Origin of the sequence: Prevotella communis, from assembly GCF_022024175.1 — a bacterium.
In the GTDB taxonomy this organism is placed as follows: Bacteria; Bacteroidota; Bacteroidia; order Bacteroidales; family Bacteroidaceae; genus Prevotella; species Prevotella communis.
Genome location: NZ_CP091794.1, coordinates 2,201,225 through 2,227,659 on the forward strand (window position 1 = coordinate 2,201,225; position 26,435 = coordinate 2,227,659).

General features: G+C 41.8%; 21 protein-coding genes. 7 read left to right on the forward strand and 14 right to left on the reverse strand.

What is annotated here, in order from left to right; all coding sequences use genetic code 11:
• Positions 1–160: 160 nt before the first annotated feature.
• Both L6466_RS09090 and L6466_RS09095 read left to right on the forward strand, forming a co-directional pair.
• Positions 161–6,142, forward strand: a complete 5,982-nt coding sequence (locus tag L6466_RS09090) for an MBG domain-containing protein (protein ID WP_255780301.1) — start codon at positions 161–163, stop codon at positions 6,140–6,142.
• Between the two features lie 43 nt (positions 6,143–6,185).
• Positions 6,186–7,247, forward strand: a complete 1,062-nt coding sequence (locus L6466_RS09095) for an acyltransferase family protein (protein ID WP_237803125.1) — start codon at positions 6,186–6,188, stop codon at positions 7,245–7,247.
• Here the strand turns inward: L6466_RS09095 and L6466_RS09100 are convergent.
• Positions 7,222–7,554, reverse strand: a complete 333-nt coding sequence (locus L6466_RS09100; protein ID WP_237803124.1) for a serine O-acetyltransferase — start codon at positions 7,552–7,554, stop codon at positions 7,222–7,224. The genes L6466_RS09095 and L6466_RS09100 overlap by 26 nt on opposite strands.
• A 265-nt stretch (positions 7,555–7,819) precedes the next feature.
• Complete coding sequence (locus L6466_RS09105; protein WP_237803123.1) at positions 7,820–8,971, reverse strand: glycosyltransferase family 4 protein; 1,152 nt, start codon at positions 8,969–8,971, stop codon at positions 7,820–7,822.
• A 117-nt stretch (positions 8,972–9,088) separates the two neighbouring features.
• Between L6466_RS09105 and L6466_RS09110 the strand changes: the two genes are divergently transcribed.
• Positions 9,089–10,240 (forward strand): glycosyltransferase family 4 protein, encoded by a 1,152-nt coding sequence (locus L6466_RS09110; RefSeq protein ID WP_237803122.1) that lies wholly within the window; start codon positions 9,089–9,091, stop codon positions 10,238–10,240.
• On the opposite strand, the gene L6466_RS09115 is transcribed toward L6466_RS09110, so the two are convergent.
• Both L6466_RS09115 and L6466_RS09120 read right to left on the reverse strand, forming a co-directional pair.
• Positions 10,217–11,338 (reverse strand): glycosyltransferase family 4 protein, encoded by a 1,122-nt coding sequence (locus L6466_RS09115; protein WP_237803120.1) that lies wholly within the window; start codon positions 11,336–11,338, stop codon positions 10,217–10,219. The two genes, L6466_RS09110 and L6466_RS09115, sit on opposite strands and share 24 nt — an antisense overlap.
• Positions 11,339–11,343: 5 nt before the next feature.
• On the reverse strand, positions 11,344–12,195 hold the full coding sequence (locus L6466_RS09120) for a glycosyltransferase family 2 protein (protein ID WP_237803119.1): 852 nt from the start codon (positions 12,193–12,195) through the stop codon (positions 11,344–11,346).
• 201 nt (positions 12,196–12,396) lie between these two features.
• Here L6466_RS09120 and L6466_RS09125 point away from each other — a divergent pair, with 201 nt between their 5' ends.
• The gene (locus L6466_RS09125; RefSeq protein WP_237803118.1) at positions 12,397–14,403 is read left to right on the forward strand and encodes a DUF4842 domain-containing protein; all 2,007 of its coding nucleotides are present in this window, start codon (positions 12,397–12,399) and stop codon (positions 14,401–14,403) included.
• Between the two features lie 61 nt (positions 14,404–14,464).
• Here L6466_RS09125 and L6466_RS09130 read toward each other — a convergent pair whose 3' ends face one another.
• Genes L6466_RS09130 through L6466_RS09140 form a run of 3 tightly spaced genes read right to left on the reverse strand, consistent with a single transcriptional unit; the run spans position 14,465 to position 17,941 of the window.
• Positions 14,465–15,610: a glycosyltransferase family 4 protein gene (locus L6466_RS09130; RefSeq protein WP_237803117.1), complete on the reverse strand. Its 1,146-nt coding sequence runs from the start codon at positions 15,608–15,610 to the stop codon at positions 14,465–14,467.
• Between the two features lie 4 nt (positions 15,611–15,614).
• Positions 15,615–16,772: a glycosyltransferase family protein gene (locus tag L6466_RS09135; RefSeq protein ID WP_237803116.1), complete on the reverse strand. Its 1,158-nt coding sequence runs from the start codon at positions 16,770–16,772 to the stop codon at positions 15,615–15,617.
• 2 nt (positions 16,773–16,774) lie between these two features.
• Positions 16,775–17,941: a glycosyltransferase family 4 protein gene (locus tag L6466_RS09140; protein WP_237803547.1), complete on the reverse strand. Its 1,167-nt coding sequence runs from the start codon at positions 17,939–17,941 to the stop codon at positions 16,775–16,777.
• Positions 17,942–18,030: 89 nt separating this feature from the next.
• On the opposite strand from L6466_RS09140, the gene L6466_RS09145 reads away from it, so the two are divergent.
• From L6466_RS09145 to L6466_RS09155, 3 genes are all read left to right on the forward strand, one after another.
• Complete coding sequence (locus L6466_RS09145; RefSeq protein ID WP_237803115.1) at positions 18,031–19,155, forward strand: glycosyltransferase family 4 protein; 1,125 nt, start codon at positions 18,031–18,033, stop codon at positions 19,153–19,155.
• Between the two features lie 4 nt (positions 19,156–19,159).
• Complete coding sequence (locus L6466_RS09150) at positions 19,160–20,059, forward strand: glycosyltransferase (protein ID WP_237803113.1); 900 nt, start codon at positions 19,160–19,162, stop codon at positions 20,057–20,059.
• Between the two features lie 115 nt (positions 20,060–20,174).
• Positions 20,175–20,930: a polyprenol monophosphomannose synthase gene (locus tag L6466_RS09155; protein WP_237803112.1), complete on the forward strand. Its 756-nt coding sequence runs from the start codon at positions 20,175–20,177 to the stop codon at positions 20,928–20,930.
• 18 nt (positions 20,931–20,948) lie between these two features.
• Here L6466_RS09155 and L6466_RS09160 read toward each other — a convergent pair whose 3' ends face one another.
• From L6466_RS09160 to L6466_RS09190, 7 genes are all read right to left on the reverse strand, one after another.
• The gene (locus L6466_RS09160; RefSeq protein ID WP_091815545.1) at positions 20,949–21,707 is read right to left on the reverse strand and encodes a lysophospholipid acyltransferase family protein; all 759 of its coding nucleotides are present in this window, start codon (positions 21,705–21,707) and stop codon (positions 20,949–20,951) included.
• Positions 21,708–21,728: 21 nt separating this feature from the next.
• A complete protein-coding gene (locus L6466_RS09165) occupies positions 21,729–22,706 on the reverse strand; it encodes a metallophosphoesterase (protein ID WP_237803111.1) in 978 nt (325 codons plus the stop codon).
• A complete protein-coding gene (locus L6466_RS09170) occupies positions 22,703–23,509 on the reverse strand; it encodes a vitamin B12 dependent-methionine synthase activation domain-containing protein (RefSeq protein ID WP_237803110.1) in 807 nt (268 codons plus the stop codon). Before L6466_RS09170 ends, L6466_RS09165 begins: the two co-directional genes overlap by 4 nt.
• Complete coding sequence (locus L6466_RS09175; protein WP_237803109.1) at positions 23,506–24,849, reverse strand: dihydroorotase; 1,344 nt, start codon at positions 24,847–24,849, stop codon at positions 23,506–23,508. Before L6466_RS09175 ends, L6466_RS09170 begins: the two co-directional genes overlap by 4 nt.
• Positions 24,833–25,597 carry a DUF4369 domain-containing protein gene (locus L6466_RS09180; RefSeq protein ID WP_237803108.1) on the reverse strand — a complete coding sequence of 255 codons (765 nt, stop codon included), beginning with the start codon at positions 25,595–25,597 and terminating at the stop codon, positions 24,833–24,835. Before L6466_RS09180 ends, L6466_RS09175 begins: the two co-directional genes overlap by 17 nt.
• An 81-nt stretch (positions 25,598–25,678) precedes the next feature.
• Positions 25,679–26,080 carry a hypothetical protein gene (locus L6466_RS09185; protein ID WP_091815525.1) on the reverse strand — a complete coding sequence of 134 codons (402 nt, stop codon included), beginning with the start codon at positions 26,078–26,080 and terminating at the stop codon, positions 25,679–25,681.
• Positions 26,064–26,417, reverse strand: a complete 354-nt coding sequence (locus L6466_RS09190) for a septum formation initiator family protein (protein ID WP_237803107.1) — start codon at positions 26,415–26,417, stop codon at positions 26,064–26,066. The genes L6466_RS09185 and L6466_RS09190 overlap by 17 nt, the downstream gene beginning before the upstream one ends.
• Positions 26,418–26,435: the final 18 nt, after the last annotated feature.

Here is a 26,435-nt window from a genome sequence, read left to right on the forward strand (position 1 = left end):
CATAATTACGCCAGGCGTTACAGACAAAGAGTTCTTGATTAGTTTGGACAATGATATTTCCTATGCGGCATTTCAGTTTGACTTGTATTTGCCAAAAGGGATGACTGTCACAAGCTACAATCCAGATCGTTCCCGATTGCCTCAGGGCACATCCTTGGAGATGAATATTCAGCCAGACAACAGTTACCGCTTCATTGCTGTTGCGAATAACTTGGAAAATATCTCCGATACAAAGGGAAGTATTGTCAGGTTAACTATTTCTGCAGACAAGAGCACCACAATAGGTAACTTGACGGGGTATTTTAAGAATATCAAATTGTCCAAGGCTAATGGTGAAGGCCGGAAATATGAAGAAAACGCATTTCAGATAAACGTTGTAAAACCAACTATAGTTTCTGTAACAAACTATACTCGTAGTTATGGAGATTCGAACCCGATATTTGAATATCGGGTAGAAGGAGATGAGATTTTTGGTACACCGGAAATTACATGCGATGCCACAGAAGCGTCTGGCGTGGGCACCTACCCTATCGTTATCAAAAAAGGAACGATCCTAAATGACAGCGTCACTTTTGTCAATAGTACGCTCGAGATTACAAAGGCTCCGCTAAATATCAATGCTGGATCCTATGTTAAAAAGCAGGGAGACTCAATGCCTGAGTTTACCCCCATCTATACAGGATTCAGGAATAGCGATACAAAAGATGTACTGACAAAACTGCCAATTGTATCCTGTGAAGCTAACGAAACCAGCGCACCTGGAGAATACCTAATAACGGTATCTGGGGCTGAAGCATACAATTATGACATCAAATACACCAATGGCATACTGACTGTGACTGAAGCTGATTTGGTCACCATTACAGTCAAGCCCTGTACGCGTGTGTATGGTGACGAGAATCCAACGTTTGAATTCACAACTGAAGGCGCACCTTTGGAAGGTGTTCCAGAGATTATCTGTGAAGCTACTCCAACATCGCAAGTAGGAACATACGACATCATGGTGAAACAGGGTACGGTTAGCAACTATAATGTGGCTTATGTAAAAGGTACGCTTACCATTACCAAAGCGCCACTCACCATTGCTGCTACCACATATACGAAAAAGCAAGGAGAAGAAATGCCAGAGTTCACCCTCACCTATGCAGGTTTCAAGAATGATGACACGAAAGACGTACTGATGAAACAGCCAATTGCATCCTGTGAAGCCAACGAAGCCAGTGTACCAGGAGAATATCCTGTAACGGTATCTGGGGCTGAAGCACGAAATTACGACATCAGTTACACGAATGGCAAACTGATTGTCACTGAGGCTGACGCTGTCATCATAACTGCAAAGAGTTACAAACGACAATATGGTGATGCCAATCCTACGTTTGAATTCACAGTAGACGGAGCGGCTCTTGAGGGTACACCAGAAATTATTTGTGAAGCTACTCCTACATCGTCAATAGGAACATACGATATTATTGTAAGACAGGGAACGGTTAGCAATTATAACGTGACCTATGTTGCAGGCACTTTGACCATTGAAAAGGCACCACTCACGATTGCTGTTGAAGATTGTACCAAGAAGCAGGGAGAGCCTATGCCTGAGTTTAAACTCTCCTATACAGGTTTCAAGAATAATGAAACCCCGGAGGTACTGACGAAACAGCCTGTTGTAAATTGCATAGCCACTGAGGTAAGTACACCAGGCGAATATCCAATCACCATTTCTGGAGCAGAAGCTGAAAACTACGCTATCAGCTATCGTAATAGCATACTGGTGGTAACTGATGCTGACCCTGTAACAATCACAGCAAAGAGTTACACACGCGAATATGGTAATCCCAATCCCATCTTTGAGTTTGAGACTGAGGGGGCTGCACTTAGCGGTACACCGGAAATCATATGTGAAGCAACTGCAACATCACCTGTAGGAACTTATGATATTATTGTGAAACAGGGAACAATCAGCAACTATAACGTGGCTTATGTAAAAGGTACGCTTACCATTACTAAAGCTCCGCTGAACATTGCTGCGACTGCATATACAAAGAAACAAGGCGAAGAAATGCCTCCATTCACGCTGTCATATACTGGTTTTAAGAATAATGAGACAAAAGACGTACTGACAAAGCAGCCTGAGGTTTCCTGTAATGCCAACGAAACCAGTGCGCCTGGAGAATACCCTGTTACCGTATCCAGGGCTGAAGCAACCAATTACGACATCAGTTACACGAATGGCAAACTGATTGTTACGGAAGCAGATCTCATTGTTATTACTGCTAGGTCATATACCCGAAAATATGGGGAATCCAATCCTTCCTTTGAATTTACTGCAGAAGGAGGCTCGCTCCACGGAAAGCCTGAGATTACTTGTGAAGCAACAGAAACATCGCCTATAGGCACCTATGACATTATCGTCAAACAGGGAACAGTCAATAACTATAACGTAACATACGTTGCTGGCACTTTGACCATTGAGAAAGCGCTACTCACTATTGCCACGAGTGAAGACTGCTATACGAAAAAACAGGGCGACCCGATGCCAGAGTTCAGACTCTCTTATGCGGGTTTCAAGAATGGCGAGAATGAGGATGTGCTGACAAAACCTGCAACTCTCTCTTGCAATGCCAACGAAGCCACTGAACCGGGAGAGTATCCTATAACCATCTCCGGGGCCGAGGCTACAAACTATGACATCAATTATAATCATGGAAAACTCATTGTGATTGATGCCGACAACACCATTATCATGGCTAAGAGCTATACTCGTTACTATGGTGATGACAATCCTGTATTTGAGTATTCTACAGAAGGAGCGCCTCTCAATGGAACACCTGAAATCACATGTGAAGCTTCAACCACATCGCCAGTAGGGACATACGATATTCTTGTTAAAGTTGGCTCTGTAAAAAACTATAACGTGACATATGTTGCAGGCACATTAACGATCGAGAAGGCTCCACTGACAATCTCTGCAGGCACATATACAAAGAAGCAAGGAGAGCCGGTACCTGACTTCACACTCACATACACAGGATTTAAGAACGGTGAGAACAAGGATGTGCTAACAAGTGCTGCCATCGCCACATGTAATGCAAACGACGCCAGCAATCCTGGAGAATATCCCGTAAGGTTATCTGGAGCTGAAGCACGCAACTATGACATCAAGTATATTCACGGAAAACTGATTGTGACAGAAGCTGATCCCGTAACTATTACAGCTAAAAGCTATGTCCGCGTGTATGGTGATGAGAATCCGACATTTGAATTCACAACCGAAGGTGCACCTTTAGAAGGAACGCCTGAGATCGTTTGTGAAGCAACAGCCACATCACCTGTTGGCACATACGATATTTCCTTCAGACAAGGCACTCTGAAAAACTACAATGTGACCTATGCCAAAGGAACCCTCACAATAGAAAAGGCTCCATTAAATATTGCGACTGGAAACTATACGAAGAAACAAGGAGAGGCCATGCCTGAGTTTTCCTTGACCTATACTGGATTCAAGAATAATGAGACAAAAGATATTCTTACCAAACAAGCGTCTGTTGCATGTGAGGCCGATGGTACGAGTGCACCAGGAGAATATCCTGTAACGGTATCTGGGGCTGAAGCACGCAATTACGACATCAGTTACACGAATGGCAAACTAATTGTCACTGAGGCTGACGCTGTCATCATAACTGCAAAGAGTTACAAACGACAATATGGTGATGCCAATCCTACGTTTGAATTCACAGTAGACGGAGCGGCTCTTGAGGGTACACCAGAAATTATTTGTGAAGCTACTCCTACATCGTCAATAGGAACATACGATATTATTGTAAGACAGGGAACGGTTAGCAATTATAACGTGACCTATGTTGCAGGCACTTTGACCATTGAAAAGGCACCACTCACGATTGCTGTTGAAGATTGTACCAAGAAGCAGGGAGAGCCTATGCCTGAGTTTAAACTCTCCTATACAGGTTTCAAGAATAATGAAACCCCGGAGGTACTGACGAAACAGCCTGTTGTAAATTGCATAGCCACTGAGGTAAGTACACCAGGCGAATATCCAATCACCATTTCTGGAGCAGAAGCTGAAAACTACGCTATCAGCTATCGTAATAGCATACTGGTGGTAACTGATGCTGACCCTGTAACAATCACAGCAAAGAGTTACACACGCGAATATGGTAATCCCAATCCCATCTTTGAGTTTGAGACTGAGGGGGCTGCACTTAGCGGTACACCGGAAATCATATGTGAAGCAACTGCAACATCACCTGTAGGAACTTATGATATTATTGTGAAACAGGGAACAATCAGCAACTATAACGTGGCTTATGTAAAAGGTACGCTTACCATTACTAAAGCTCCGCTGAACATTGCTGCGACTGCATATACAAAGAAACAAGGCGAAGAAATGCCTCCATTCACGCTGTCATATACTGGTTTTAAGAACAATGAGACAAAAGACGTACTGACCCAACTACCCATTGTTTCCTGCGACGCCAATCAAGACAGTGCGCCTGGAGAATACCCTGTAACATTGTCTGGAGCCGAAGGCAGAAACTATGACATCAGTTATACGGAAGGAAAATTGGTGGTAACCGAAGCTGATCCTGTTATTATCACGGCAATTAGTTGCTCACGAAAATATGGAGAAGAGAATCCTTTGTTTGATTACGTATCTGAAGGAGCTATGCTTGATGGTATACCAGAAATAACCTGCGAGGCGACAGAAACATCGCCTGTTGGCACTTACGATATCATAGTAAAGCAAGGATCTGTAAAGAACTTCAACGTCATCTGTGTTGCAGGCACATTAACCATTGAGAAGGCTCCATTAAATATTGCTGCAGGCACTTATGTTAAGAAGCAGGGTGCACAAATGCCAGAATTTACACTGGCCTATACAGGATTTATGAACAATGAGAGTCAGGAGGTACTAACCAAGTTACCCGCCGTGAGTTGTGATGCGAACGAGGTAACAGCCCCTGGTGAATACCCTGTGGTAGTCTATGGTGCGGAAGCGGAAAACTACGAAATAACCTATACAACAGGAAAACTGATAGTCATAAAGGTAGACCCTGTTATCGTTAAAGTTAAAAATGCAACACGTGAATATGGTGATGAGAACCCAATATTCGAGTATACAACTGAAGGAAGTACACTCACTGGGACACCAGAATTCACCTGTGATGCTACCGCTACATCTCCTATAGGAACCTATGAAATTGTTGCCAAACAAGGCACGATATCAAACTTCAACGTGACATATGTTTCGGGAACGCTGACTGTCGAGAAAGCTCCGTTGACAGTCTCTGCAGGAACATACACAAAGAAGCAGGGCGATACAATGCCTGAGTTCACGCCAACATATTCTGGATTCAAGAACAATGAAGACGAAAATGTACTGACAGAGCTTCCTACAATTACATGCGAGGCAACAAAAGAGTCTAACCCTGGAGAGTATGCAATCATCATATCAGGAGCCAAGGCTACAAATTACGCCATCAATCATGTCAACGGAAAACTCACTGTAACGGAAGCTGATCCTGTGATTATCAAGGCAAAGGATTATGTTCGTTATTATGGCGATCAAAATCCAGTATTCGAATTTACGACTGAAGGAGCCATTCTCGAGGGAACACCTGAGATTGAATGTGAGGCAACCTTAGCATCACCCGCCGGTACTTACGAAATTATTGTGAAGCAAGGCTCTGTTAAAAACTATAATGTGATATATACATCCGGAACTCTCACCATTGAGAAAGCACCACTGACTGTATCTGTAGGAAACTACACACGCGAACAGGGACAAGAGAATCCTGAATTTGAACTAAAATATTGGGGATGGAAGAATGATGAGAATGAAAATGTATTGCTTTCAAAGCCTATAGTTTCAACAACAGCCACACAAGACAGTCCAATAGGAGATTATCTTATCTCCATTAGTGGAGGTGAGGCTCAGAACTATGAATTTGAATATTCTAATGGAATTCTTACCGTAATACAGAAAAACAACATCATTTCTGCGAATGCTAATTCGCAGCAGTTAAAGGTGTTTACGACAACAGGAAAGAGAATGAACGTATCATCATTAAAATCGCTACCACGAGGAATATATATCGTTAATGGACAGAAGATCGTCATTCGTTAATAATGAGAAATGATTGATCTCCTTACATAAGAAGGACATAATAATGGCAAATACTGCTAGCATACAAAACAGATTGAACTGGATTGACTGGGTAAAGGCCATAGCCATTTCATTTGTTGTGTTTGGACATACGCCCCAAACAGTTGGGAGCCCGTTAGTATGCTTTATCACCCAGTTTCATATACCTCTGTTCTTCTTCATATCTGGATATCTTACGAAGAAGGAATATATGAATAAACAGACAGCAAAGAAGTATTTTCATTCTTTGATTATACCATACTTGTGCTATAACCTGGTTTTCTATCCCTACTGGGTTGCCAGGTATCTCATAGAGACCCCGAATCATTATTGGTATGATTTCCTTAAACCTATCATTGGAACATTCATGCTCCAACATTCATCTCCATATTTCGAATCATTGAATGGTGTCACATGGTTTATATCAGCACTCCTTATTATGAAGTGCATCCTCGCTTTGTCCAATCACCTGAGATACGGGAAGTCTATTATTGTATTAGTTGTACTATGCACAGCAGCTCTTTACTGTATAAATGAATATGAACGATATGTTGTCGATTTGCCGTTTGTCGGTTTTATCAGATGTTTTCCATTCTTTGTCCTAGGACATCTTTGCAGGCAGAAGAATTATCTACCTGAGAAGCCGAATTTAAAAAAAGACTTATTCATGGCAATACTATGTCTTTCTGCCAGTTTAATGATTTTCTATTTCAATCGTCCATATGACATCACATCTTATGCCATCTATTTCTGGTGCTTAAACATCACAGCAATCATGGGAATCATCAGTTTATGCAGGCTTATGAATAATCACATGAATAGCGTTATTCTAAACATATCCATTGGAACATTAGTCATCATGGGTATGCATTGGATGCTGATTGGAGTGACAAACTACTCGTTAGAATCAATTCTAAAATTTAGCGATGGCAAAGGCTACCCTTGGTATATAGCCATTTTATTAACCATTCTGTTTGAGGCTATACTATACCCGCTGATTATTCTATTCTCAAAGAAGTATCCAGTAATGATTGGAAAAAAAGGTAGAAAGCCCATTGATATCATTGTACTGGGTAAGGATTCTTAATGTATCTGGCCGGATTATTATAGTGGATGACTTTTGCTGGACTACCTACAGCAGTTGCATCAGAAGGAATATCCTTTGTAACAACAGATCCTGCCCCTATAGTCACATTTGAACCTATACAGACATCTTCAACTATCGTTGAGTTTGGACCAATATAAACATTATCCCCTATTATTGCTGGGGTATCATGGTTTGTTCCTACACTCATGAAATGAGACAAAGAGACATTATTGCCAATAATCGTTCCTCCATTAATAACCATAGACATACCATGACCAATATCCAAGCCATAACCAATTCGGGTCATTGGTGGGAGATATATACAGCACTTCCTACTGACCCGATTATAAAGATAGCAGAATAGGCGAAAAAAGGAACCTCGATATTGGCACAATCTAAACCAAAAAAGGAGTGAAGAATTAAAATGTCTTAAATTCTTCCTTAACAAATTCCACAGAGACTCAGATTGTCCTGTCTGTCGATAGTTATCACTTTTTATTAACACAATACAATCGCGATAGCTCTCAGGTACAGGAATATTTGTAACCTCTCCGTTTTTATGTCTATAACTCTCAGTTCTCATTCTTTCTGCAATGTAGATTAAATAAGTCGATCCACAACTTCATTATTGAGTCTGGCAGATACATCATAACGTCTTCTTTGGCTGTTTGCCCCAACTTCTTCCTCAAGGATTCGTCTTCTATCAACTTACAAATACTCTCAGCCAAAGCATTGACATTCAAGTATTCTACCAAGAATCCATTACGACCATCCTCTATTATATCTTTGGCTCCATTAGGACAATCGAAAGAAACACAGGGGAGTCCACATGACATTGCCTCCAACAAAACCATTGGGAAACCTTCGAAACGGGAACTCATAATATAAATACTACTCTCTAAGTATTTACCAATGATATCAGAAGTAGGTTCATTAAGAATCAATGAATTAGAAACCCCTTTCTCATCAATACGCATTTGAAGTTGTTCCTTGATTTCACCCGAGCCATACGCATTAAGAATCCAATCAGGATGACGTTTACTGACAATAGTCCATGCGTCAATCAGATACACATAGCCTTTCTGTTCATTCAAGCGTCCCACACAGATAGCCTTATGAGATTCACATGTGGATGATTCTTCCGGATAGAATGGAGTCGGATTAGGAATCACAAAAGTATTCGTAACGCCCTTCCAACTATTAGCATCTTCTCGAGTCAATAAGACAAGAGCATCCAGTTTGCTGACATCTTTCTCTTGCTTCTTCCTCCATCTTTGAGCAATCATCTTATGCAAGCCCCCCTTTTGTTCCATCAGGTGGAAGTTACGCGAGAATTGTCGCGCAATATGAGATTCACCGATTTTGACACTACCATCCTTTATCTTTGTCAGGAAGTCTAAATCACGTCCTAACGTAGTGATGACAACATCTGATTGGCGTTTCATCAACACTTCCGTCAATTTCTTACGATACTGACGCATCAGCTTAAAGTACCACCAAGCCCTAACAGGTAAAGAATGACCATACTCTAAACTAAAATCTATTGCCAGATCATGCAGAACAACTTTCGGACTCAAGGGATATATCGGCTCTCGTCCCAACTGAGTATCAGTGACTATCATCACATCATAGCCATGCTCAGCTAACCAATTAGCCTTATTGGTTATGACACGATCAGCCCCACCTCTCGTAACTAAAGCCGTATAAATATATGTAATCTTCATCGTGACGTACATTTGTATGCAAAAATACGCAATTTCTTTAATTTAAGAGCATAATCACCGAAAAATTTGCAAAAAAGAAAAAGTATTTGTACTTTTGTCCAAAAATAGAATTAACAAATGAGGATTATCTACATACTCAAATCTTTTGCCCAACTAGCCGGAACAGAAAGAGTCGTAGCAGACAAGATCAATTATCTTGCCAAGAAGGGATATGACATCACATTAATCACGTATGAACAGGGTGCTCATCCCCTATCCTACCCATTACATCCTACGGTAAAACACATAGATTTAGACACCCGTTTCTTCACACTTTACAAATATTCACTATTCACACGTTTGATACACTACTTCAAACTGAAAAGAGTTTTCAGAAGGAAACTTCAAAAGATTGTAAATGAACAAGAACCAGACTATATCATTACAACGACCTATTCACTAAAAGTTGCCAATGAGATACTTAGTGTGAAAAGAAATGCAAAAACTATCATGGAATCTCACATCAGTCACGATTCTGTGATAAGACATTACGATTTCAAAAAACACAGCACAAGCAGAATCATCTTCAAGTTTTATGACAATCGTAACACGCAGACAATCAAAGCGTATGACCATTTCATTTCACTAACAAACGAGGATGCTTTGCAATGGAAAACGTGTGGTATCAAGGCAAAGGTAATACCCAATCCCGTGACTGAATATCCAGAAACGATAGACGACAAAAAGACTTGCAGCAATCGAATTATCGCAGTAGGAAGACTGAACCATCAGAAAGGATTTGACAAGCTTATCGACGCATTTTCACTCATTAGCGATAAACATCCCTTGTGGAAAATTGACATCTTTGGACAAGGAGAACTTGAAGGCGATTTAAACAATCAGATTATCAATAACAACCTTCAAGGCAGAATTACGATCCATCAACCCACAAAGGAAATATACAATGAATATCTTCATAGCGATTTCTATGTGTTAAGTTCTAACTTTGAGGGATTTGGATTAGTGCTTATTGAAGCCATGTCATGTGGTTTACCAGTGGTGGCTTTTGATTGTCCATACGGGCCTAACGAAATCATCTCAGACAAGAAAGATGGCTTCCTTGTAAAAAATGGCAACATCAAGCAACTCTCAGAGAAGATGGAATGGCTAATGACTCACGAAGCCGAACGTACTGAAATGGGAATCCAAGCCAGGATTTCTGCAAAGAGATATGAAATAGGTCAGATTATGTCTATTTGGGAAACGTTATTCAAGGATGGACTCAAATAGTTTTTTCCATTGAGGCATTACAATTTCAGCTGCATACCGTTGAGAGGATGTTAAAGCAGCCATTCCCATCTGTAACCGAATATTCTTATTTTCTATCAGATAACAAACACTATCGGCAAAAGCATCCACATCATATTGGGGAACAAGAAAGCCATCCTTACCTTCGGTGATAATATCCTTTGGGCCATAAGGGCAATCAAATGAAACCACAGGGAGTCCGCAGCTCATAGCCTCAGGAATAACCAAGCTAAACGACTCACTTATTGACGTCAGAAGAAAAATGGAATTCTTACAGTATTCCTCGTGGATATGTCTTGTTGGTTGATGAACAATGATATTTAAAGAAGCGATAAAATCCGCATACTGTTCTTTTTCCTCACCATCGCCATAGATATTTAAAGTCCAATCAGGGTGACGAGTTTGAACCTTTTTCCATATTTCCATAAGATATGGGATACCTTTCAGATAGGCAAAACGTCCGACGAAAATAACATTCTTCTGAGACAAATCGCTATATAAACCTGTTGCATTCAAGTTCACTACATTTGGAATGACACAAACTTTTTCGTTATGATTCTTATTCCGCCAATCATCTGCATCTCCTTTAGTTAAAGACACAAGCATATCGGCCTTCCTATATGCACGGAAAGCCATATAATTGAGAAATAACTTTAGTGGATTTTTTGTAGGTTCTGCATAGGTCATCCGATACATTGAATGAGATTCTATAACGAGTTTTGCCCTACCCTTATGGCGCAATAAAGAACGAGCAGGCATAACGTCTGTCCCAATGATAATATCAGGCTTTATCTCCTTTATTTTTTTACATACACGATACTCATACAAGCATTGCAGTCTGATCTTCTCCCACAACCGACGCAACCCCTTATAGGCATATTGGGTATGCAGACGAATTCCTAAATCATCATAATGGACCCGTTTTTCCAAAGGAAAAGGAATCTGATGAGTACCTTGATCTCTTGTTAGTATATATATGTCATAACCATAATGGTTGGCCAGATAATTCATCTTATCAGCCAATACACGCTCTACGCCACCATATCTTGCCAATGTCTGATATACATACAAAATTTTCATCCTGTCTATTTCTTTACAAGGTTATCGTCACTATCAATATACCTATCCGTCTGATGGAAAATTCTGGTTATACCTTTGAATTGTGTCTTTACATTTTCAATAAAGCTCTGATACATCGGTTTATTGCCTATGGTGCCATATCCAGTGATAGCCCTGCAGCGAGAGTCACGCACAAAAACAATCCTACCGTATTTCTTCAGATTGAATGCCATAGAACCATCTTCGCCACGGATAATATCCACACGATATGGTTCCTTGCGTCCATAGTCGGCATTATAGGCGAAAACTAGGCCGCGCACAGAGAGTTCTGGGCGCTTGAAATGCTGAATCCACAGAAAAAGGTCGCGAGTCATTTCATATAGTTTCAAACTGAGCTTTGAATGGTTCTCATCTGGAATGTAACTCCATGTAGCAGAGACACAACTTACGCCTGGCTTTAGTAAATGTTCGAGCATTACTTCGTAATAATATGGAGGGTATAAAGTATCGCTATCTACATCGAAATAGAAGCGTCCCTTTGCATGTTGCAAACCACAACGACGTGCATAGCCGCAAGAATGTTGGTACTCTGTGTAATAAGGAATACCCGACTTCTCATATATCTCAGCCGTCCTGTCTGTAGAATCATTGTCAACGCCAATAATCTCCACAGGGTATTTACACTTAATTTCACTGATAGCCCATAGACATGCCTGTAGATGTTTCTCCTCGTTATAACCTATCACCACGATACTAGCCAATGGGTCCGGACTCTGCAAACGAGCCAAGCGCTCACGAGTTCCATCTATCACATCCTGAGGCACCTCGCTAAAAGGTTTCCCGTAGATAGTCAAATACTTATCATACCAATTTGCCATAACCACAATCACGGATTCTACCATGCAAAGGTAACAAATAAAATCAAATAAAGGGTAAAAAGAAGAGTATATCATCGCCCAGAATTAAAAAATATGTTAAATAATCACCACTTTCATGCATTTTATACAGCTCTTTAAGGATTAAATAATGTAAAAATTGTATATTTGTAGGCAAAATACTAGCATAAAACAATTAATCTCATGAAAAAATCTATTACCTTAGCAATGCTGTCAGCATTTATTCTGACGGGTTGCATCAAGAAGGACTACATGGACTATCCTCCACAGCCCAATGAAAGCGAAGAGGCCATTGCGAACTTTGAACAGAGATATGGTGTCAAGATCGATTCTAATCAAGATTGGAACAGTACCGTTAGCAGTGAAGTAAAAATCACGGCCAATGCAAATCTTAACGACATCGTAAAGGTTCAGATTCTGACTGAGTCACCCTTCCTGAATAACGAGGCCAGGGTATTGAACGAGGCCCAAGTCCAAAAGGGAGCAACAGTCAAACTGACCTACTCTATTCCAAACATCTATAAGCAGTTGATTGCCGCATGTATTGACAGCAAGGGCGTTTACTTCATTCAGGTATTCAATGTAGGACAGGAAAGCGTTAGTTTCCCACAAGCCAATGCCTCATCACGTAGAGCCGCTAAGAGCGAAGCTCCCACTTTCGACAAAATCAAACTGGGGGCTCCCCAAAAGTCACTGAACACACAGCGTGCTGAGTCGGACGATGCTAAATACGACGCATGGAACAACTCGAACTGGAGCGACCAGATGTGGGCTCCTGTCGATCAGGATTTTGACAACGGATGGCGTATGGATATTTGTGTAGAAAATGGCAATAAAATTAACAACAGAGGTGTCATCTTCCGAGATGGTATTGCAGACTTCGCTGAGGGTGAGTTGGAAAATGTAAAGGCTATCCTCAATGTTTTTCTTCAGAAGTATGCTAGCGCAGATAAGAAAATCAAAAAGAATAATCTTCCAGCCATTCGCAACAGCGCCTATTTCAAGACTGACAACAACTATTTCGAGACCGACGGCAATCCCGTTACCTTGATTCCCATCCAGGCCTTTACGGACGACTTCAAGCAGAACCACATCTACTACTATTATTTCAGGCCGGAGGATATTCCATCAGGCATGAGCGAGGTTGACTATATCAAACAGTTGCCTAAATACAAAGCTATACAGGTGGAACGTATACAGACAACTGTCGAAAAGAATGATAGTGCAATCTATCACAGACGTGAATTCTTGTTGCCGTTCTATGAAGAGGCACCCTTCAAAGGAGAAGTCAAGGCCAGCGCCACCTTCCCTGCCGGCTATAAAATTGGTTTCCTGAACCAGAAATGTCAGAACGGCACCGATATTTCCAATAATAAATACGGATGTACATATGGTGACGGCCGTCTGAATGAAGAGGTGAATCATTTCGGGGACTTCAAAAAAGCCATGGATAAGAGTTTGGGTGGTGAAACCGAGGAAGGCATGACCTATACAGACCCGCGTATTGCTACGTTCACAGCCAACGGAAAGACCTATATGTGCTTTGAGGAAGGTGTAGACTGTAACTTTACCGATATGGTGATTGAGGTTGGTGGAGGTCTTATCCAAATCGATGAGAAGCCCCAGCCTGAAGCCGAAGCCTACACGATGTGCTTTGAAGACCGTCCTCAGACTGCAGACTACGACATGAACGATGTTGTTCTTCGTACCACACGTCTAGGCGAAGACAAGATTCAGCTCAGTATCATTGCCTGCGGTGCCTACGACGCCATCGTATTGGGTGGTATCCAAGGTAGTGAGGAGAAAGGCTTCAACGGTAAAGAAGTCCACGAGTTGTTCGGATACAGATATGACCAAAAGGTATTTATCAATACCGAAAAGAATTCGACATACATAGAACCCGTCACCGAGATTGTCACCGTTGAAAAGAACCTGAGTATGGATGATTTCCTGAAGTCAATCTACATAGAGAACCGCACAACGGGCAAAACCATTAAGGTGCCAGAAAAGGGTGAAGCCCCCAACGCCATCATCGTTCCTATCAGCTTCCGTTATCCGCTGGAGAGAAAGAGCATAACAGATGCTTATCCCGATTTCCTGAACTGGGCAGTTAACATGAATGTGAACAAAGACTGGTATCTCTATTGGGAAGAAGACCTTGTTTATCCAGACAAGTTCAGCAATCAATAATCAATCTTAATTGACAGATAACAATGAGGATGCACTGCATCCTCATTATTGTTTTTTTACTTTACTTCATCAGGTTTTCAAATAATTCCATCCATTGCTGCATGACTCGTTCTTGCGTAAACATCTTTGCTCTTGTTATTGCTCGCTCGCCCATAGATTGTCTGACATCCTGGTGTTCAATTACAAAGCATATTTTTTCGGCCAATCCCTTCACATCACCTGGAGAAACAAGAATACCTGTTTCACCATCTTTCAAAATATCACGAGGACCACACGGACAAGCAAACGAAACAACAGGAAGACCAACTCCCATTGCTTCAACTAAAACCAATCCAAACCCTTCATATCTTGAACTTAATACGAAGAGGCTACTCTCGGCATATTTCTCATAAACGTGTTCTACAGAACCATGACAAGTAACAACAGAAGCTAATCCAAGACCATCCGCCTGTTTCTGATACAGAGCATTGTCACCACTTCCATAGATATCCAATTGCCAATCCGGATGACGAGTATTCACAACTTTCCAAGCATTAATCAGCATATCAAACCCTTTCTGCCAGGAATACCTACCAACAGCGATAACACGTTTATTTGACAAGGACGAACGCAACATGGAAGTGGAACTTACAAAATTAGGAATCACAACCAAATTATTCAGTTCTGGCCAGTTAAGGGAATCTTCTTCTGTCAATACAACGAATTTATCTAATCGTTTTAATTTATTGACGAAGCGACCAATCCACTGTTTACTAATCCATTCGTTTAAAAATTTAGGAAAGAAAGACTTCTGAAACTTACGATAAAATGGACGTGCAAAATGTATTTCTGCAATCTTCTTGCTTCCGTCTTGTATATCAGTAATAAAATTAATCTCCCGGCGACATATAGAAACAGTAATATCAGGACGAACCTTCATCAGATAGTCACTAAACATACGTTTAAATCGTCGCTGTTTAAGGAAATAGTGCCATAGTTTCTTGTGAAATGGCATAATATCCAATTCATCAAAATTGATGTCGAAATTAACCCATTTAACACGTGGATGAATATCATAATACCAAGGGGAACCTGCCTTTTCCGTCAAAACCATGTAAAGATCATAGTCTGTATGCTCAGCCAGGTAATTAATTTTCTGACTGAGTATCGTTCCCATCCCGTTTGGAGATAGAAGTCCACCAACGAAATATACAATTTTCTTATTCATCCTTTTATATTATTGCATCCAAGACCATCTGCATCTGATTCTTCCAAGCCAATGACATTACCGTCTTACGTATATTACCCGGGGCCATGTGATTATTGCCAATGAAATCCAATATTTTGTCGATGTCTATTGGTGACTCGTCAGCAGGCGCCTTCAGCACATAAGGCTGCTGGTCAAAGTCACAGTCCTGTTCACTATAAATGAAAGGAATACCACGGGCTGCATACTCACGATTTTTCAGTGTCTTGATATTTGTGATTCCGCTACGATGGCGAGCAAGACTACCGATAGCGAACTGGGACTGATTAAAAACATCTGTCAATGCATCACCAAAGAGCTGACCATGAAAAATTACTTTATCCTGTATCTGATATGTTTCCATCAACTCATGAAAACCTGGAGCATGCATAGAATCATACATTTCCGAAGGCCCCACTCCACCAACAATATGGAAATACACCTCCTGCCGTTGGCCGTTGGCTGTTGGCAGTTGGCTATAATATTCGCCAAGCCCTGCAATCAAACGGTCATAGCCATGCCAATAATGGACCTCTGCCACACCGATCAGATGGATGGCTGATGGCTGATGGCTGTTGGCTGATGGCTGATGGAGCGGGATGCTGTCGAAATCGACACCATTACTAATATTTATCGTACGCTGACCAAAGATTTCCTGTGCATCGGAGAAAGTAACAATAGCATCCATCTGAGCATACAATTGCCGACGGAACAGTTGATCTATCTTCAAATTCAAGCGTGTCATAAAAGGGAAGCCAACAAACTCTGCATCATACGGATAAGTCGGTATCTCTGTGACAGCATGTATTCCTGCTTTCTTCAATTTCCTAAAAAATTGAATCAACCATGGATTGGCATTCTGAAAGCAACGGGCATATACAAACTCTATATTCTCACGGATACAATAATCATAAATACAATTATAACTGAGACGTTGACGAATACCTGCGAGTTTTCCTTTACCGTAGTCTTTAAGCACCTGACCATCAATAAAGCGACAGCAGTGACCATTCTTCGCAAAGTCATAATAGCAGAGACGCACATCGTGACCATTTTCACGCAGTCCCTTCACCTGATAGTGAATCTTTTTCGAGATACCACTAACCTCAGAAAAGCCATGATAAACAAGGAATAATATTCTCATACTCAACAGTCTTTTTTTACCGACTCAAAAAGAGTCCTCCAACAATCAGCAATCTGCTCAATATTGAAGCGCCTTACATTCATTATTCCCGACTGTGACATCGAACGGCGAAGAGTATCATCACCCATCAGACGAGACAGAGCATCAGCCATAGCCTCAACATTACCATTTTCGACCAGGATGCCATCCTCGCCATTCTTCACAATATCCCTAGGACCGCATGGACAAGCAAAAGACACCACAGGAAGCCCACAAGCCATAGCCTCTATTAACACCATTCCAAAGCCTTCGAAGCGAGAACTGAAGACAAAGAGAGAGCTATTGACATATTCCTGCTGAATATTTGAAGTTGGGCCATTCAAATGACAACGGTTACTATCAATACCCAATTCACGCATCTGTTTTTGATATTGCGTCCTATCACCATCGCCAAAGACTGCCAACTGCCAATCAGGGTGTGTTTTCTCTGCAATAGACCATGCTTGCAATAAAAGGTCAAAGCCCTTTTGATAAACATAACGTCCTACTGCCATGACACGTTTTTCAGCCATCATGCTTACCTGGGTCGGAACAAAAGATAGTGGATCTGATATAACACTTACATTCAAAAGTTCAGGCCATGCTTGTCTGTCTTCATTGGTCAAGACAACAAAGCTATCAAGTTTTTTAAGTTTTGACACCAAATTACGCATCCAGAACTTGGCAAAGATCCTTTTGACACAATTTGCGTCGTCAGCCTCAAAATTTCGATAATTGGCACGATTCACATGCAGTTCACCAATCTTTTTGCTTCCATCCTTAATATCAGTAAGGAAATTTATCTCACGACGAAGCAAACTTACCGTAATATCTGGTCGGAGACGCATCAGTTCTGCCTCAACCAACTTCCTGTATAGACGCTGTTTCTTCAGATAAACGAATATCTTCTTAATGAAAGAACAAGTCCAAAGCTCTTCAAAGTTAATATCAAGATTAATAACCTTTATCTTTGGAGAGAGTGGATAGAAGAATGGTTTGTCTTTTCCATCCGTCAGAATAATCGTAATGTCATAGTCGTAATGCTCCGCGAAATAATTGGCTTTGAGCGTCAGTACACGCTCCACCCCTCCAGCCATATATAAAGCTGGAGTAAGATAAACCAATTTGAATTTTTTCGCTGTTTTAGGCATTACAACATCCGTTTTAGCCACAAAATTACAAATTAATTTTGGAATAACAAACATTTTGCTTATTTTTGCAAACAAATCATATTCGAACCATGATTGTAGGCATTGAAGCACAGCGAATATTCCGCAAAAACAAGCACGGTATGGACTACGTGGTGTTGCAGGAGATTAAAGAACTGCAACAGATAGACACGGAGAATGAATACTATGTATTTGTGAAACCTGGCGAAGACCGTTGTGTAGAGAGTACAAAGAATGTGCATATCATCGAATTAAAGTGTCCTTCATATCCGCTTTGGGAACAATGGGCACTGCTAAGGGCTGCAAAGAAATATGGCGTAGAGATACTACATTGTACGAGCAATACTGCTCCCATCTGGTGTGATATACCATTGGTCTTGACGTTGCACGACATCATCTTCCTTGAGCCCCGGGACAAACAGAATCATTCTCTTTACCAGAACATGGGCTGGCTATACAGGAGATTGGACGTTCCAAGGATATTAAATAAATGCCGTCGTATCATTACCGTATCAAACTTTGAGATGGAGAACATCATTTCGAAACTGGGTATTCCACGTGAACGCATGGCAATGATATACAACGGATACAACAACTGGTTTAAGCCCATTGAGGATACGAGCCATGTCACTAAGAAATACATTGCTGATGAGGGCTATTTCTTCTTCTTAGGCAATACTGACCCCAAAAAGAATACTGAGCGTACACTGGTTGCTTATTCCAAATATCTACAACAGTCGGACGTAAAACGAAAGTTGCTGATGGCCGATCTGGATGCTGAATATCTGAATGGTATCATTCAACGGAACCACATTGAGAATATCAGAGATTATATCCTCATGCCTGGATATATTGTGAACAGCGACTTACCTTATATTTATAATGGAGCGTTTGCCTTCTTGTATACTTCACTAAGGGAGAGCTTTGGCATACCGCTGCTGGAAGCAATGGCATGTGGAACGCCTGTCATCACCAGCAATACCTCATCCATGCCTGAAATCGCTGGACATGATGCAATCTTGGTAAATCCAGAAAGCAGTGACGAGATTGCACAAATGATGCTGCAATTAGAAAGAGACGAAGACCTCTATAAGAAACAAAAAACTTTAGGATTGGAAAGAGCAAAACTTTTCTCATGGAGAAAGACAACAGAAAATCTGTTAAAGTTATATCAAGAAGTACATCAAGAACTATAATCAAATGCCAAAAGTCAGTGTCATATTACCAGTATACAACGTTGAACCCTATCTCGACGAAGCATTATATTCCTTAGAGAATCAGACTCTAAAGGATATAGAGATTATCGCGGTAAACGATGGTTCTACAGATAACAGTTTATCGATTTTAGATAAACACGCTTTAACTGATAAAAGAATAAGCATATACAGTCAAAAAAACAAAGGTTTGTCGGGCGCAAGAAATACAGGTCTAAATCTTTGTCAAGGAGAATACGTGTATTTCATGGACTCTGATGACATAATCGATAAAACAGCGTTAGAGGAGTGCTATAACTATGCAAAAAAAAATGATGCTGACGTATGCCTATTTGACGCAGAAGTTTTTTATGAAAAAGATGCATTACAAATCCCATGGGATTACAACAGAAATGATACTTTAGTAGAGGACAAAAAATACGAAGGGCTTTCTCTTTTTAATCTATTACTTGACAAAGAGAAGCACCGTGCCGTAGTATGGTTGCAGTTTACCAGATGGGAATATTTAAAGAAGATCAAATTAAATTTCTATGATGGACTTATCCACGAAGACGAATTATTCACCCCACAAGTAATACTCCAAACAAACCGTATATATTATTTAAACAGGAAGTTCGTAAAGCATAGAATAAGAAAGTCATCAATAGTTGGAAAAGGATACTCAAAAAAGAACCTGAATTGCTATCTTACTGTTTTTGACGAGCTCTTTAAATTTCAAGATTCTCCTACAATCAGGAAATTTGCTCGCTACACACTCAGTAAAGTATTCTATACAGGTCACGCGATACCCTTCAAGGAGAAATTTGGGGTATTCTGGCGAGCTGTCAAATCAGGCTATTTGAAATATATTGGTATAAAATCTATTATCGTGTTTTGGCTAAAATAACCTCTTTAGACAATTATAACAATTTATCAGGTTGCCTTTTATTATTTTTTGATAGTTATTATTTTGATAGTATCAATAAATTGACTACTTTTGCAGCATTAAAACCATTAAATCAATGAATACAAGCGACAGCATCGTTATAATTCCTACTTATAACGAGAAGGAAAATATAGAGAAGATTATCCGAGCCGTGTTTGGTTTGGAGAAGTGTTTCCATATACTGATAATCGATGACGGTTCTCCCGACGGGACTGCCAGCATCGTGAAAGGACTGATGGAAAATGAGTTCAGCGACCGTCTGTTTATCGTAGAAAGAAAAGGTAAGTTGGGACTGGGTACGGCTTATATCGCCGGATTCAAATGGGCCTTAGAGCACGACTACCAGTATATCTTTGAGATGGATGCAGACTTCAGTCACGATCCCAACGACCTGCCACGCCTCTATGCTGCATGTCATGACGAGGGTAACGACGTGGCCATTGGTTCACGCTATATCAGTGGTGTGAACGTGGTGAACTGGCCCATGGGACGTGTGCTGATGAGCTACTTTGCATCAAAATACGTGAAGATCGTAACGGGCTTCCCCATCCACGATACTACCGCCGGATTCAAATGTTACAAGCGTCGTGTGCTCGAGACCATCGAACTGGACAAGATTCGCTTCAAGGGCTATGGCTTCCAGATTGAGATGAAGTTCACCGCCTGGCGCATTGGCTTCAAGATCAAAGAGGTGCCCGTCATCTTTGTGAACCGCAAGGAGGGAACCAGCAAAATGTCGGGTGGCATCTTCGGAGAGGCATTCTTCGGAGTGATGCGACTGCGCTGGGATGGATGGACACGGAAATATCCTGCATTGCCCAAGACAGAGTAACTGCTACACTTACTCTACTTACTGATCGGGGTTTTCCACGAATCCTTGATATTCAGGCACTAAGGCAGACATCACACTGTCATAGGCCTGATTTTTTGTTGCCTCCACATTCTCTGAGCCCTGCCCTACAGGATAGATAGGTTGATGGATGGTCAGGGTAAGGGGATGCCAATGGACAAACTTCATATCTCGCATACGAGGCATGATATTAAAAGAACCATTGATAGTCAGGGGGACGACAGGCAATTGCAACTCGTCGGCCAACATAAAGGCACCCTTCTTGAAGACACCCATATGACCCGTGAACGAACGGGAGCCCTCGGGGAACACAGTAAGACTAGTACCGCCCTTCAGCGTCTCACGAGCCTGGTCATAGGTAGCCTTTACTTTTTTAGGACCACGCTTATCCACAAAAATCTGATGGGTCTTGGCACAGGCAAAGCCTACAAAAGGAATTCTACGCAACTGGTATTTCATCATCCACTTGAAATGACGATTCAGGTAACCATAAATCAGGAAGATGTCAAAGGCTCCCTGATGGTTGGCTACAAAGACATATGACTCTTTCTTATCCAGGTTCTCACGTCCCTCTACACGTACAGGAATGAGGAATAGCCACAGGATGATACGAGCCCATAAACGAGGAGGATAGTTGCCCCAGAAATGACCGAAGCCAAGAGCCGCACCTATAATGATAGAACTGGTTATAACCACTGTAGTGATGATGGTTAAAGGTAACGCAATAAACAACTGATAAGTATAGTAAAGGTATTTCATTGTTGATAATATATTTATTTTTTATTTCTTATGAAGGGTGATAACCGTTATCTCACCGGGCACGCCCACACGGAATGGGACAACACCACTGAGGCCATTGGAGACATAAAGGCAACGATTAGCAACGGTATAGAGTCCGCTATACTCCTTGTATTTCAAGAAGGCTGGAGACAAGCCAAATAGCGAGAACTGTCCGCCGTGGGTATGGCCACTCAATGTCAGTTGCACATGACTATGAGGCAGAATCTTGCGACGCCATGCAGAAGGATCATGTTCCAAAAGAACAACGAAATCCTGCCGTTTGACACGATAAAGTGCTGACGACAAATCGCCTTTCTGCGGAAAGCGTACGCCATCGCCATCATTTTCCATACCTGCAATGACAAGACGCTGATCGCCACGATGAATAAAGCAACGTGCATTATTCAGTGGGGTCCACCCTAATTCCTCATCAAGTCCTTCACGGAGCCCAGAATTGGTATATTGCTCCAAGGCATCTCCATCATCATACGTCGTATAGTCATGATTGCCCAAGACAGAATAGACACCATCCTTAGCCTTGATACTTGACAGGAGCGTCCTACAGGGCTCTATCTCGCTGGGCACCTTATTCTGCAAGTCACCAGTAAAGACCACCATATCTGCATTCTGGGCATTGATACTGTCGACAGCTGTTTTCAGCAAATCCATCCTCTTGCCGGTGAGCGTACCTGTATGTACGTCACTGAACTGCACAATGGTATAGCCGTCAAAAGCCTCTGGGAGATCCTCGAATGACAAGTCCACATGCTTGACCTCAAACTGACTGACACCCACGTAAGCACCATAGAGGAATATGAGCCAAAGCAGACATAATGGTAAGATAGATGTCCATTTCAACCAACGACGTTTGGTGAAATAGCATGTGACACCTGCTACCAAGGAAAGGAAAAACATGATACCCCACCCTATATAAATATAGGTATCAGGCTGAAGTAATGTGATATGTGTCTCGTTCATATATTTGCGGAAAGGAATTTACGTATTGTTTCTACTGGCATCTGACGACGACGGGCATAGTCGGCCAACTGATCTTCACCTATCTTACCAATAGAGAAATAATGTGACTTGGGATGGGATATCATCAGACCAGAGACACTGGCATGAGGTCGCATAGCACCACTCTCAGTCAGAGAGATACCAATCTGCTTCATGTCAAGTAAGTCGTCAAGAAGGAAATTCATGCTGGCATCTGGCAAGGAGGGATACCCCACAGCTGGACGGATACCCTGGAAATGCTCCAGTTGCATCTCATGGATAGAGAGACTCTCGTCAGGCGCATATCCCCAATAGTGTTTGCGTACCTCCTCATGCATCCGCTCTGCTGCAGCCTCTGCCAAACGGTCTGCCAAAAGCTGTGCCATCATCTTCAAGTAGGGATCATGGTCAAAATCAGTCTCCATACCTTTGTCTACAGAGGTAGCAAACAAACCAATTCTGGATGATGGATGCAGGGATTCAGATGATTGGTGAGGTAAGAGAAAATCAGCAAGACAAAGAAATTCACTTTCTGCTTGCTGCTGACGTAGCATTGGCAATCGTTTGCCTGTACTGTCAATAACAATATCATCATTATCGGAATGAGCATCAACGATATCAAAAAGCGCGTAAGCCTGATATTTCCCGTCGTACGCTTTCAGAAAGTCCTCAGCCTCCCTTCTCACACGTTGCTGGTTTACTTCGTCTTTCACCTGCCAGGCAAAATAGAAGTAAGCCCAGTTGATATAGGGCACAAGGTCTCTGATATCGTAGATAAGTTTCATCGGAACGCAAGTGGCTGACCAATATAATCTCGATCTACGACACCATGATGATATACTGAATGACCATTACAGAATGTTTGCTCCACGCGCCAGTTGAAGGTGTGCCCCTCCATAGGACTCCAGCCACATTTGCTTTCAATCACCTCTGGCGTCACTGCCCATGATGACTTTGGACGTACAATGACGAGGTCGGCCTGATAGCCTTTACGGATAAAGCCACGATGACGAACTTCAAACAACGTAGCGGGATTATGCGCCATGAGTTGCACCATCCGCTCAATGGACAGCACTTTCTGGTCAACAAGTTCCAGCATGGTTGGCAATGAGAACTGTACCATCGGCATACCACTGGCAGCCTTGGCACATCCTCCCTGTTTCTGTGACAACAGATGAGGTGCATGATCAGTGGCAATGGTGAAAATACGTCCATCATTCAATGACTCACGCAGCATGAACTGATCTACAGGACTCTTGATAGCTGGATTTACCTTGATACGTGATCCCAAACGTTCATGGTCAAGCATCGTGAAATAAAGGTGACCGACCGTAGCTTCAGCGGTGATTGAAGCCATTTTCCCCTGTTTAGTAAAAGGAGGTATCAGTTCCAACTCATCAGCTGTGGAGATATGGGCTACATGCAAACGGGCATGATGCTTCTTAGCTAATTCTACTGCCTTGGTAGTTGATGCCAGACAGGCTTCCTCACTACGAATCAGGGCATGCAAAGACACCTGAGGATCATCGCCCCAGGCTTTCTTAGCCTCCTCCATGTTACGATTGATAATCGTGGTATCTTCACAGTGTGCCATGATAGGTAATTTCGCAGAGGCAAAGATACGATTCAACGCCTCATCACGATCCACCAACATATTGCCTGTGCTGCTACCCATGAAGAGTTTGATACCTGGAATACGATGTACATCGAGCTTACTAAATAAGTCTACATTATCGTTTGTTGCACCAAAGAAGAAGGTATAATTCACGTGACTGCTCTTGGCTGCACGCTGGAACTTATCTTCAAGGGCTTCTATCGTGGTGGTCTGCGGAACAGTATTAGGCATCTCAAAATAGGAGGTAACGCCACCTGCAGCAGCTGCACGACTCTCACTCTCGATATCAGCCTTCTCGGTCATGCCAGGCTCACGGAAATGAACATGTGTATCAATGATACCAGGCAGGACATAACAACCTTTGGCATCGACGACAGAAGTAAATGATGATTCCTGAGGAATATCCTTACCGTCAATGACGTCTACGATTTGTTCGTTTTCAATAACAATGGCGCCTTCGAAGGTACGTCCTTCGTTGACGATACGTCCTCCTTTAATTAGCGTTCTCATTACCATTCAGGATATCTTGTATCGTTGCATCGTCAATTTCAGAGGGGAGCGTAGCCTCACGAGGCTCTGGTTTCTCAATCATCTCACTCTCTGTCACACTCTTATAAAACTCAGCAACCAAGGGATGGTTCTTGAACGCATCCGGTGCCTTGCTCATGATATGTTCCACCTGAGGAACTGACGTTGCCATTTGCACAAACACAAAGGGAGCCAGTACGTTATCAAAGTTCTCTTCAACAAAACCTGAAACCAGGCTATCCTCTTTCTGGGCGATGACAGCAGCCTCAGCATTAAGGATGCGTTCTATCTCATCCTCATCAACACCATCAAGCAGCATCTGACTGTAACGATGGTCAAGTTCTACCATCTGATTCTGCAACTGGGTATGCTGATCCAAGAAGTCATAAAGCAAATCATTAAGTGGAGAACCACTCACTTTCTGCTGTCCATTATCAATGGTTATACTGATATCACCTTTCTCTACTACCAAGGGCATCAAACTCTGGTCATCCATAAATAAAGAAGCTACCTGAACGGTATCAAGGACACCCGAGAAATGGAACTTTCCATGCACCACCTCGCAGGAATCAAGATTTGACAATTTCTTGTCCTTAACCACCTTCAAATAGAGTTTACTGCCATCCAGCCTTGAGACTGATGACGTACCTTGTATCACATAAGACTCTGAGCATGAAACCATCAGAGCCATGAGTAAAAAAAGATATGAAAGGTTCTTCATTTTATCCATCTGCTTATATTTTGCAAATGTACAACCTATTATTGAACTAGAGAAAAAAATTTGCGCAATTTAAAACAATTGCGCAATCTTTTATAGTTTTTTTGCCTCTTTTTCCAGTTCACTACTGATTCTATAGGTAGTATAGAGCTGCAAGACAGCCGCCACCAGCAACACAACGACCCAGTTATTATTCACATATTGCAGGTAAATAATCCTATCCAGCCCCAAGGAATTATCCTGAGACGCAAACATGAACACCGCAGTCAGCAAAAGCAGTACATCACTGAACAACATCACACGACGCAAGCGGCGAATCGTGAAATCACGTCCTTCATAACGCTGCAACATCTGCATACTTGCATAGCCTATTGCACCGACAGCATAGACATAGGGAAAATAATACCATCTGAAGATACCAGCACCGGCACCTACTACCATCAACAGAGCACTCACCATAAAGATGGCGTTCTGCCATTTATTCAATTGTTTCATCCTTTGAATTATTTTGTTGGAACTCGCGCTGGTCGTCGCTCAAAACAAAGATATCCTCTTCGTCAGTCTTCATAAAGAAGCGCTCACGAGCCACTTTTTCCATTGCTTTTGTATTACTCTGCAACTGATGAATCTGGGTCTGGTCACGACGATACTCTCCTTCATAGTGTTCAATCTCGTCTTTCAGTTCACTGATTCTCATTTTGTTACGAAAGTGCCCCCAGATACTATTGGAGCCTACGAAACCAATCAGTACGACACCAATAACCAACACAACACCATATTTCACAAACGGTATTGCCAGAAAAGCCTTGATTGTTTCCTTTATTTTCTTCATCTTATTGCAGTTGCAAAT

Coding starts and splice junctions, on each gene's coding strand:
- L6466_RS09090 (WP_255780301.1), top strand. CDS start 161: ATGAATATTCAGCCAGACAACAGTTACCGCTTCATTGCTGTTGCGAAT.
- L6466_RS09095 (WP_237803125.1), top strand. CDS start 6,186: ATGGCAAATACTGCTAGCATACAAAACAGATTGAACTGGATTGACTGG.
- L6466_RS09100 (WP_237803124.1), bottom strand. CDS start 7,554: ATGACCCGAATTGGTTATGGCTTGGATATTGGTCATGGTATGTCTATG.
- L6466_RS09105 (WP_237803123.1), bottom strand. CDS start 8,971: ATGAAGATTACATATATTTATACGGCTTTAGTTACGAGAGGTGGGGCT.
- L6466_RS09110 (WP_237803122.1), top strand. CDS start 9,089: ATGAGGATTATCTACATACTCAAATCTTTTGCCCAACTAGCCGGAACA.
- L6466_RS09115 (WP_237803120.1), bottom strand. CDS start 11,338: ATGAAAATTTTGTATGTATATCAGACATTGGCAAGATATGGTGGCGTA.
- L6466_RS09120 (WP_237803119.1), bottom strand. CDS start 12,195: ATGGCAAATTGGTATGATAAGTATTTGACTATCTACGGGAAACCTTTT.
- L6466_RS09125 (WP_237803118.1), top strand. CDS start 12,397: ATGAAAAAATCTATTACCTTAGCAATGCTGTCAGCATTTATTCTGACG.
- L6466_RS09130 (WP_237803117.1), bottom strand. CDS start 15,610: ATGAATAAGAAAATTGTATATTTCGTTGGTGGACTTCTATCTCCAAAC.
- L6466_RS09135 (WP_237803116.1), bottom strand. CDS start 16,772: ATGAGAATATTATTCCTTGTTTATCATGGCTTTTCTGAGGTTAGTGGT.
- L6466_RS09140 (WP_237803547.1), bottom strand. CDS start 17,941: ATGCCTAAAACAGCGAAAAAATTCAAATTGGTTTATCTTACTCCAGCT.
- L6466_RS09145 (WP_237803115.1), top strand. CDS start 18,031: ATGATTGTAGGCATTGAAGCACAGCGAATATTCCGCAAAAACAAGCAC.
- L6466_RS09150 (WP_237803113.1), top strand. CDS start 19,160: ATGCCAAAAGTCAGTGTCATATTACCAGTATACAACGTTGAACCCTAT.
- L6466_RS09155 (WP_237803112.1), top strand. CDS start 20,175: ATGAATACAAGCGACAGCATCGTTATAATTCCTACTTATAACGAGAAG.
- L6466_RS09160 (WP_091815545.1), bottom strand. CDS start 21,707: ATGAAATACCTTTACTATACTTATCAGTTGTTTATTGCGTTACCTTTA.
- L6466_RS09165 (WP_237803111.1), bottom strand. CDS start 22,706: ATGAACGAGACACATATCACATTACTTCAGCCTGATACCTATATTTAT.
- L6466_RS09170 (WP_237803110.1), bottom strand. CDS start 23,509: ATGAAACTTATCTACGATATCAGAGACCTTGTGCCCTATATCAACTGG.
- L6466_RS09175 (WP_237803109.1), bottom strand. CDS start 24,849: ATGAGAACGCTAATTAAAGGAGGACGTATCGTCAACGAAGGACGTACC.
- L6466_RS09180 (WP_237803108.1), bottom strand. CDS start 25,597: ATGGATAAAATGAAGAACCTTTCATATCTTTTTTTACTCATGGCTCTG.
- L6466_RS09185 (WP_091815525.1), bottom strand. CDS start 26,080: ATGAAACAATTGAATAAATGGCAGAACGCCATCTTTATGGTGAGTGCT.
- L6466_RS09190 (WP_237803107.1), bottom strand. CDS start 26,417: ATGAAGAAAATAAAGGAAACAATCAAGGCTTTTCTGGCAATACCGTTT.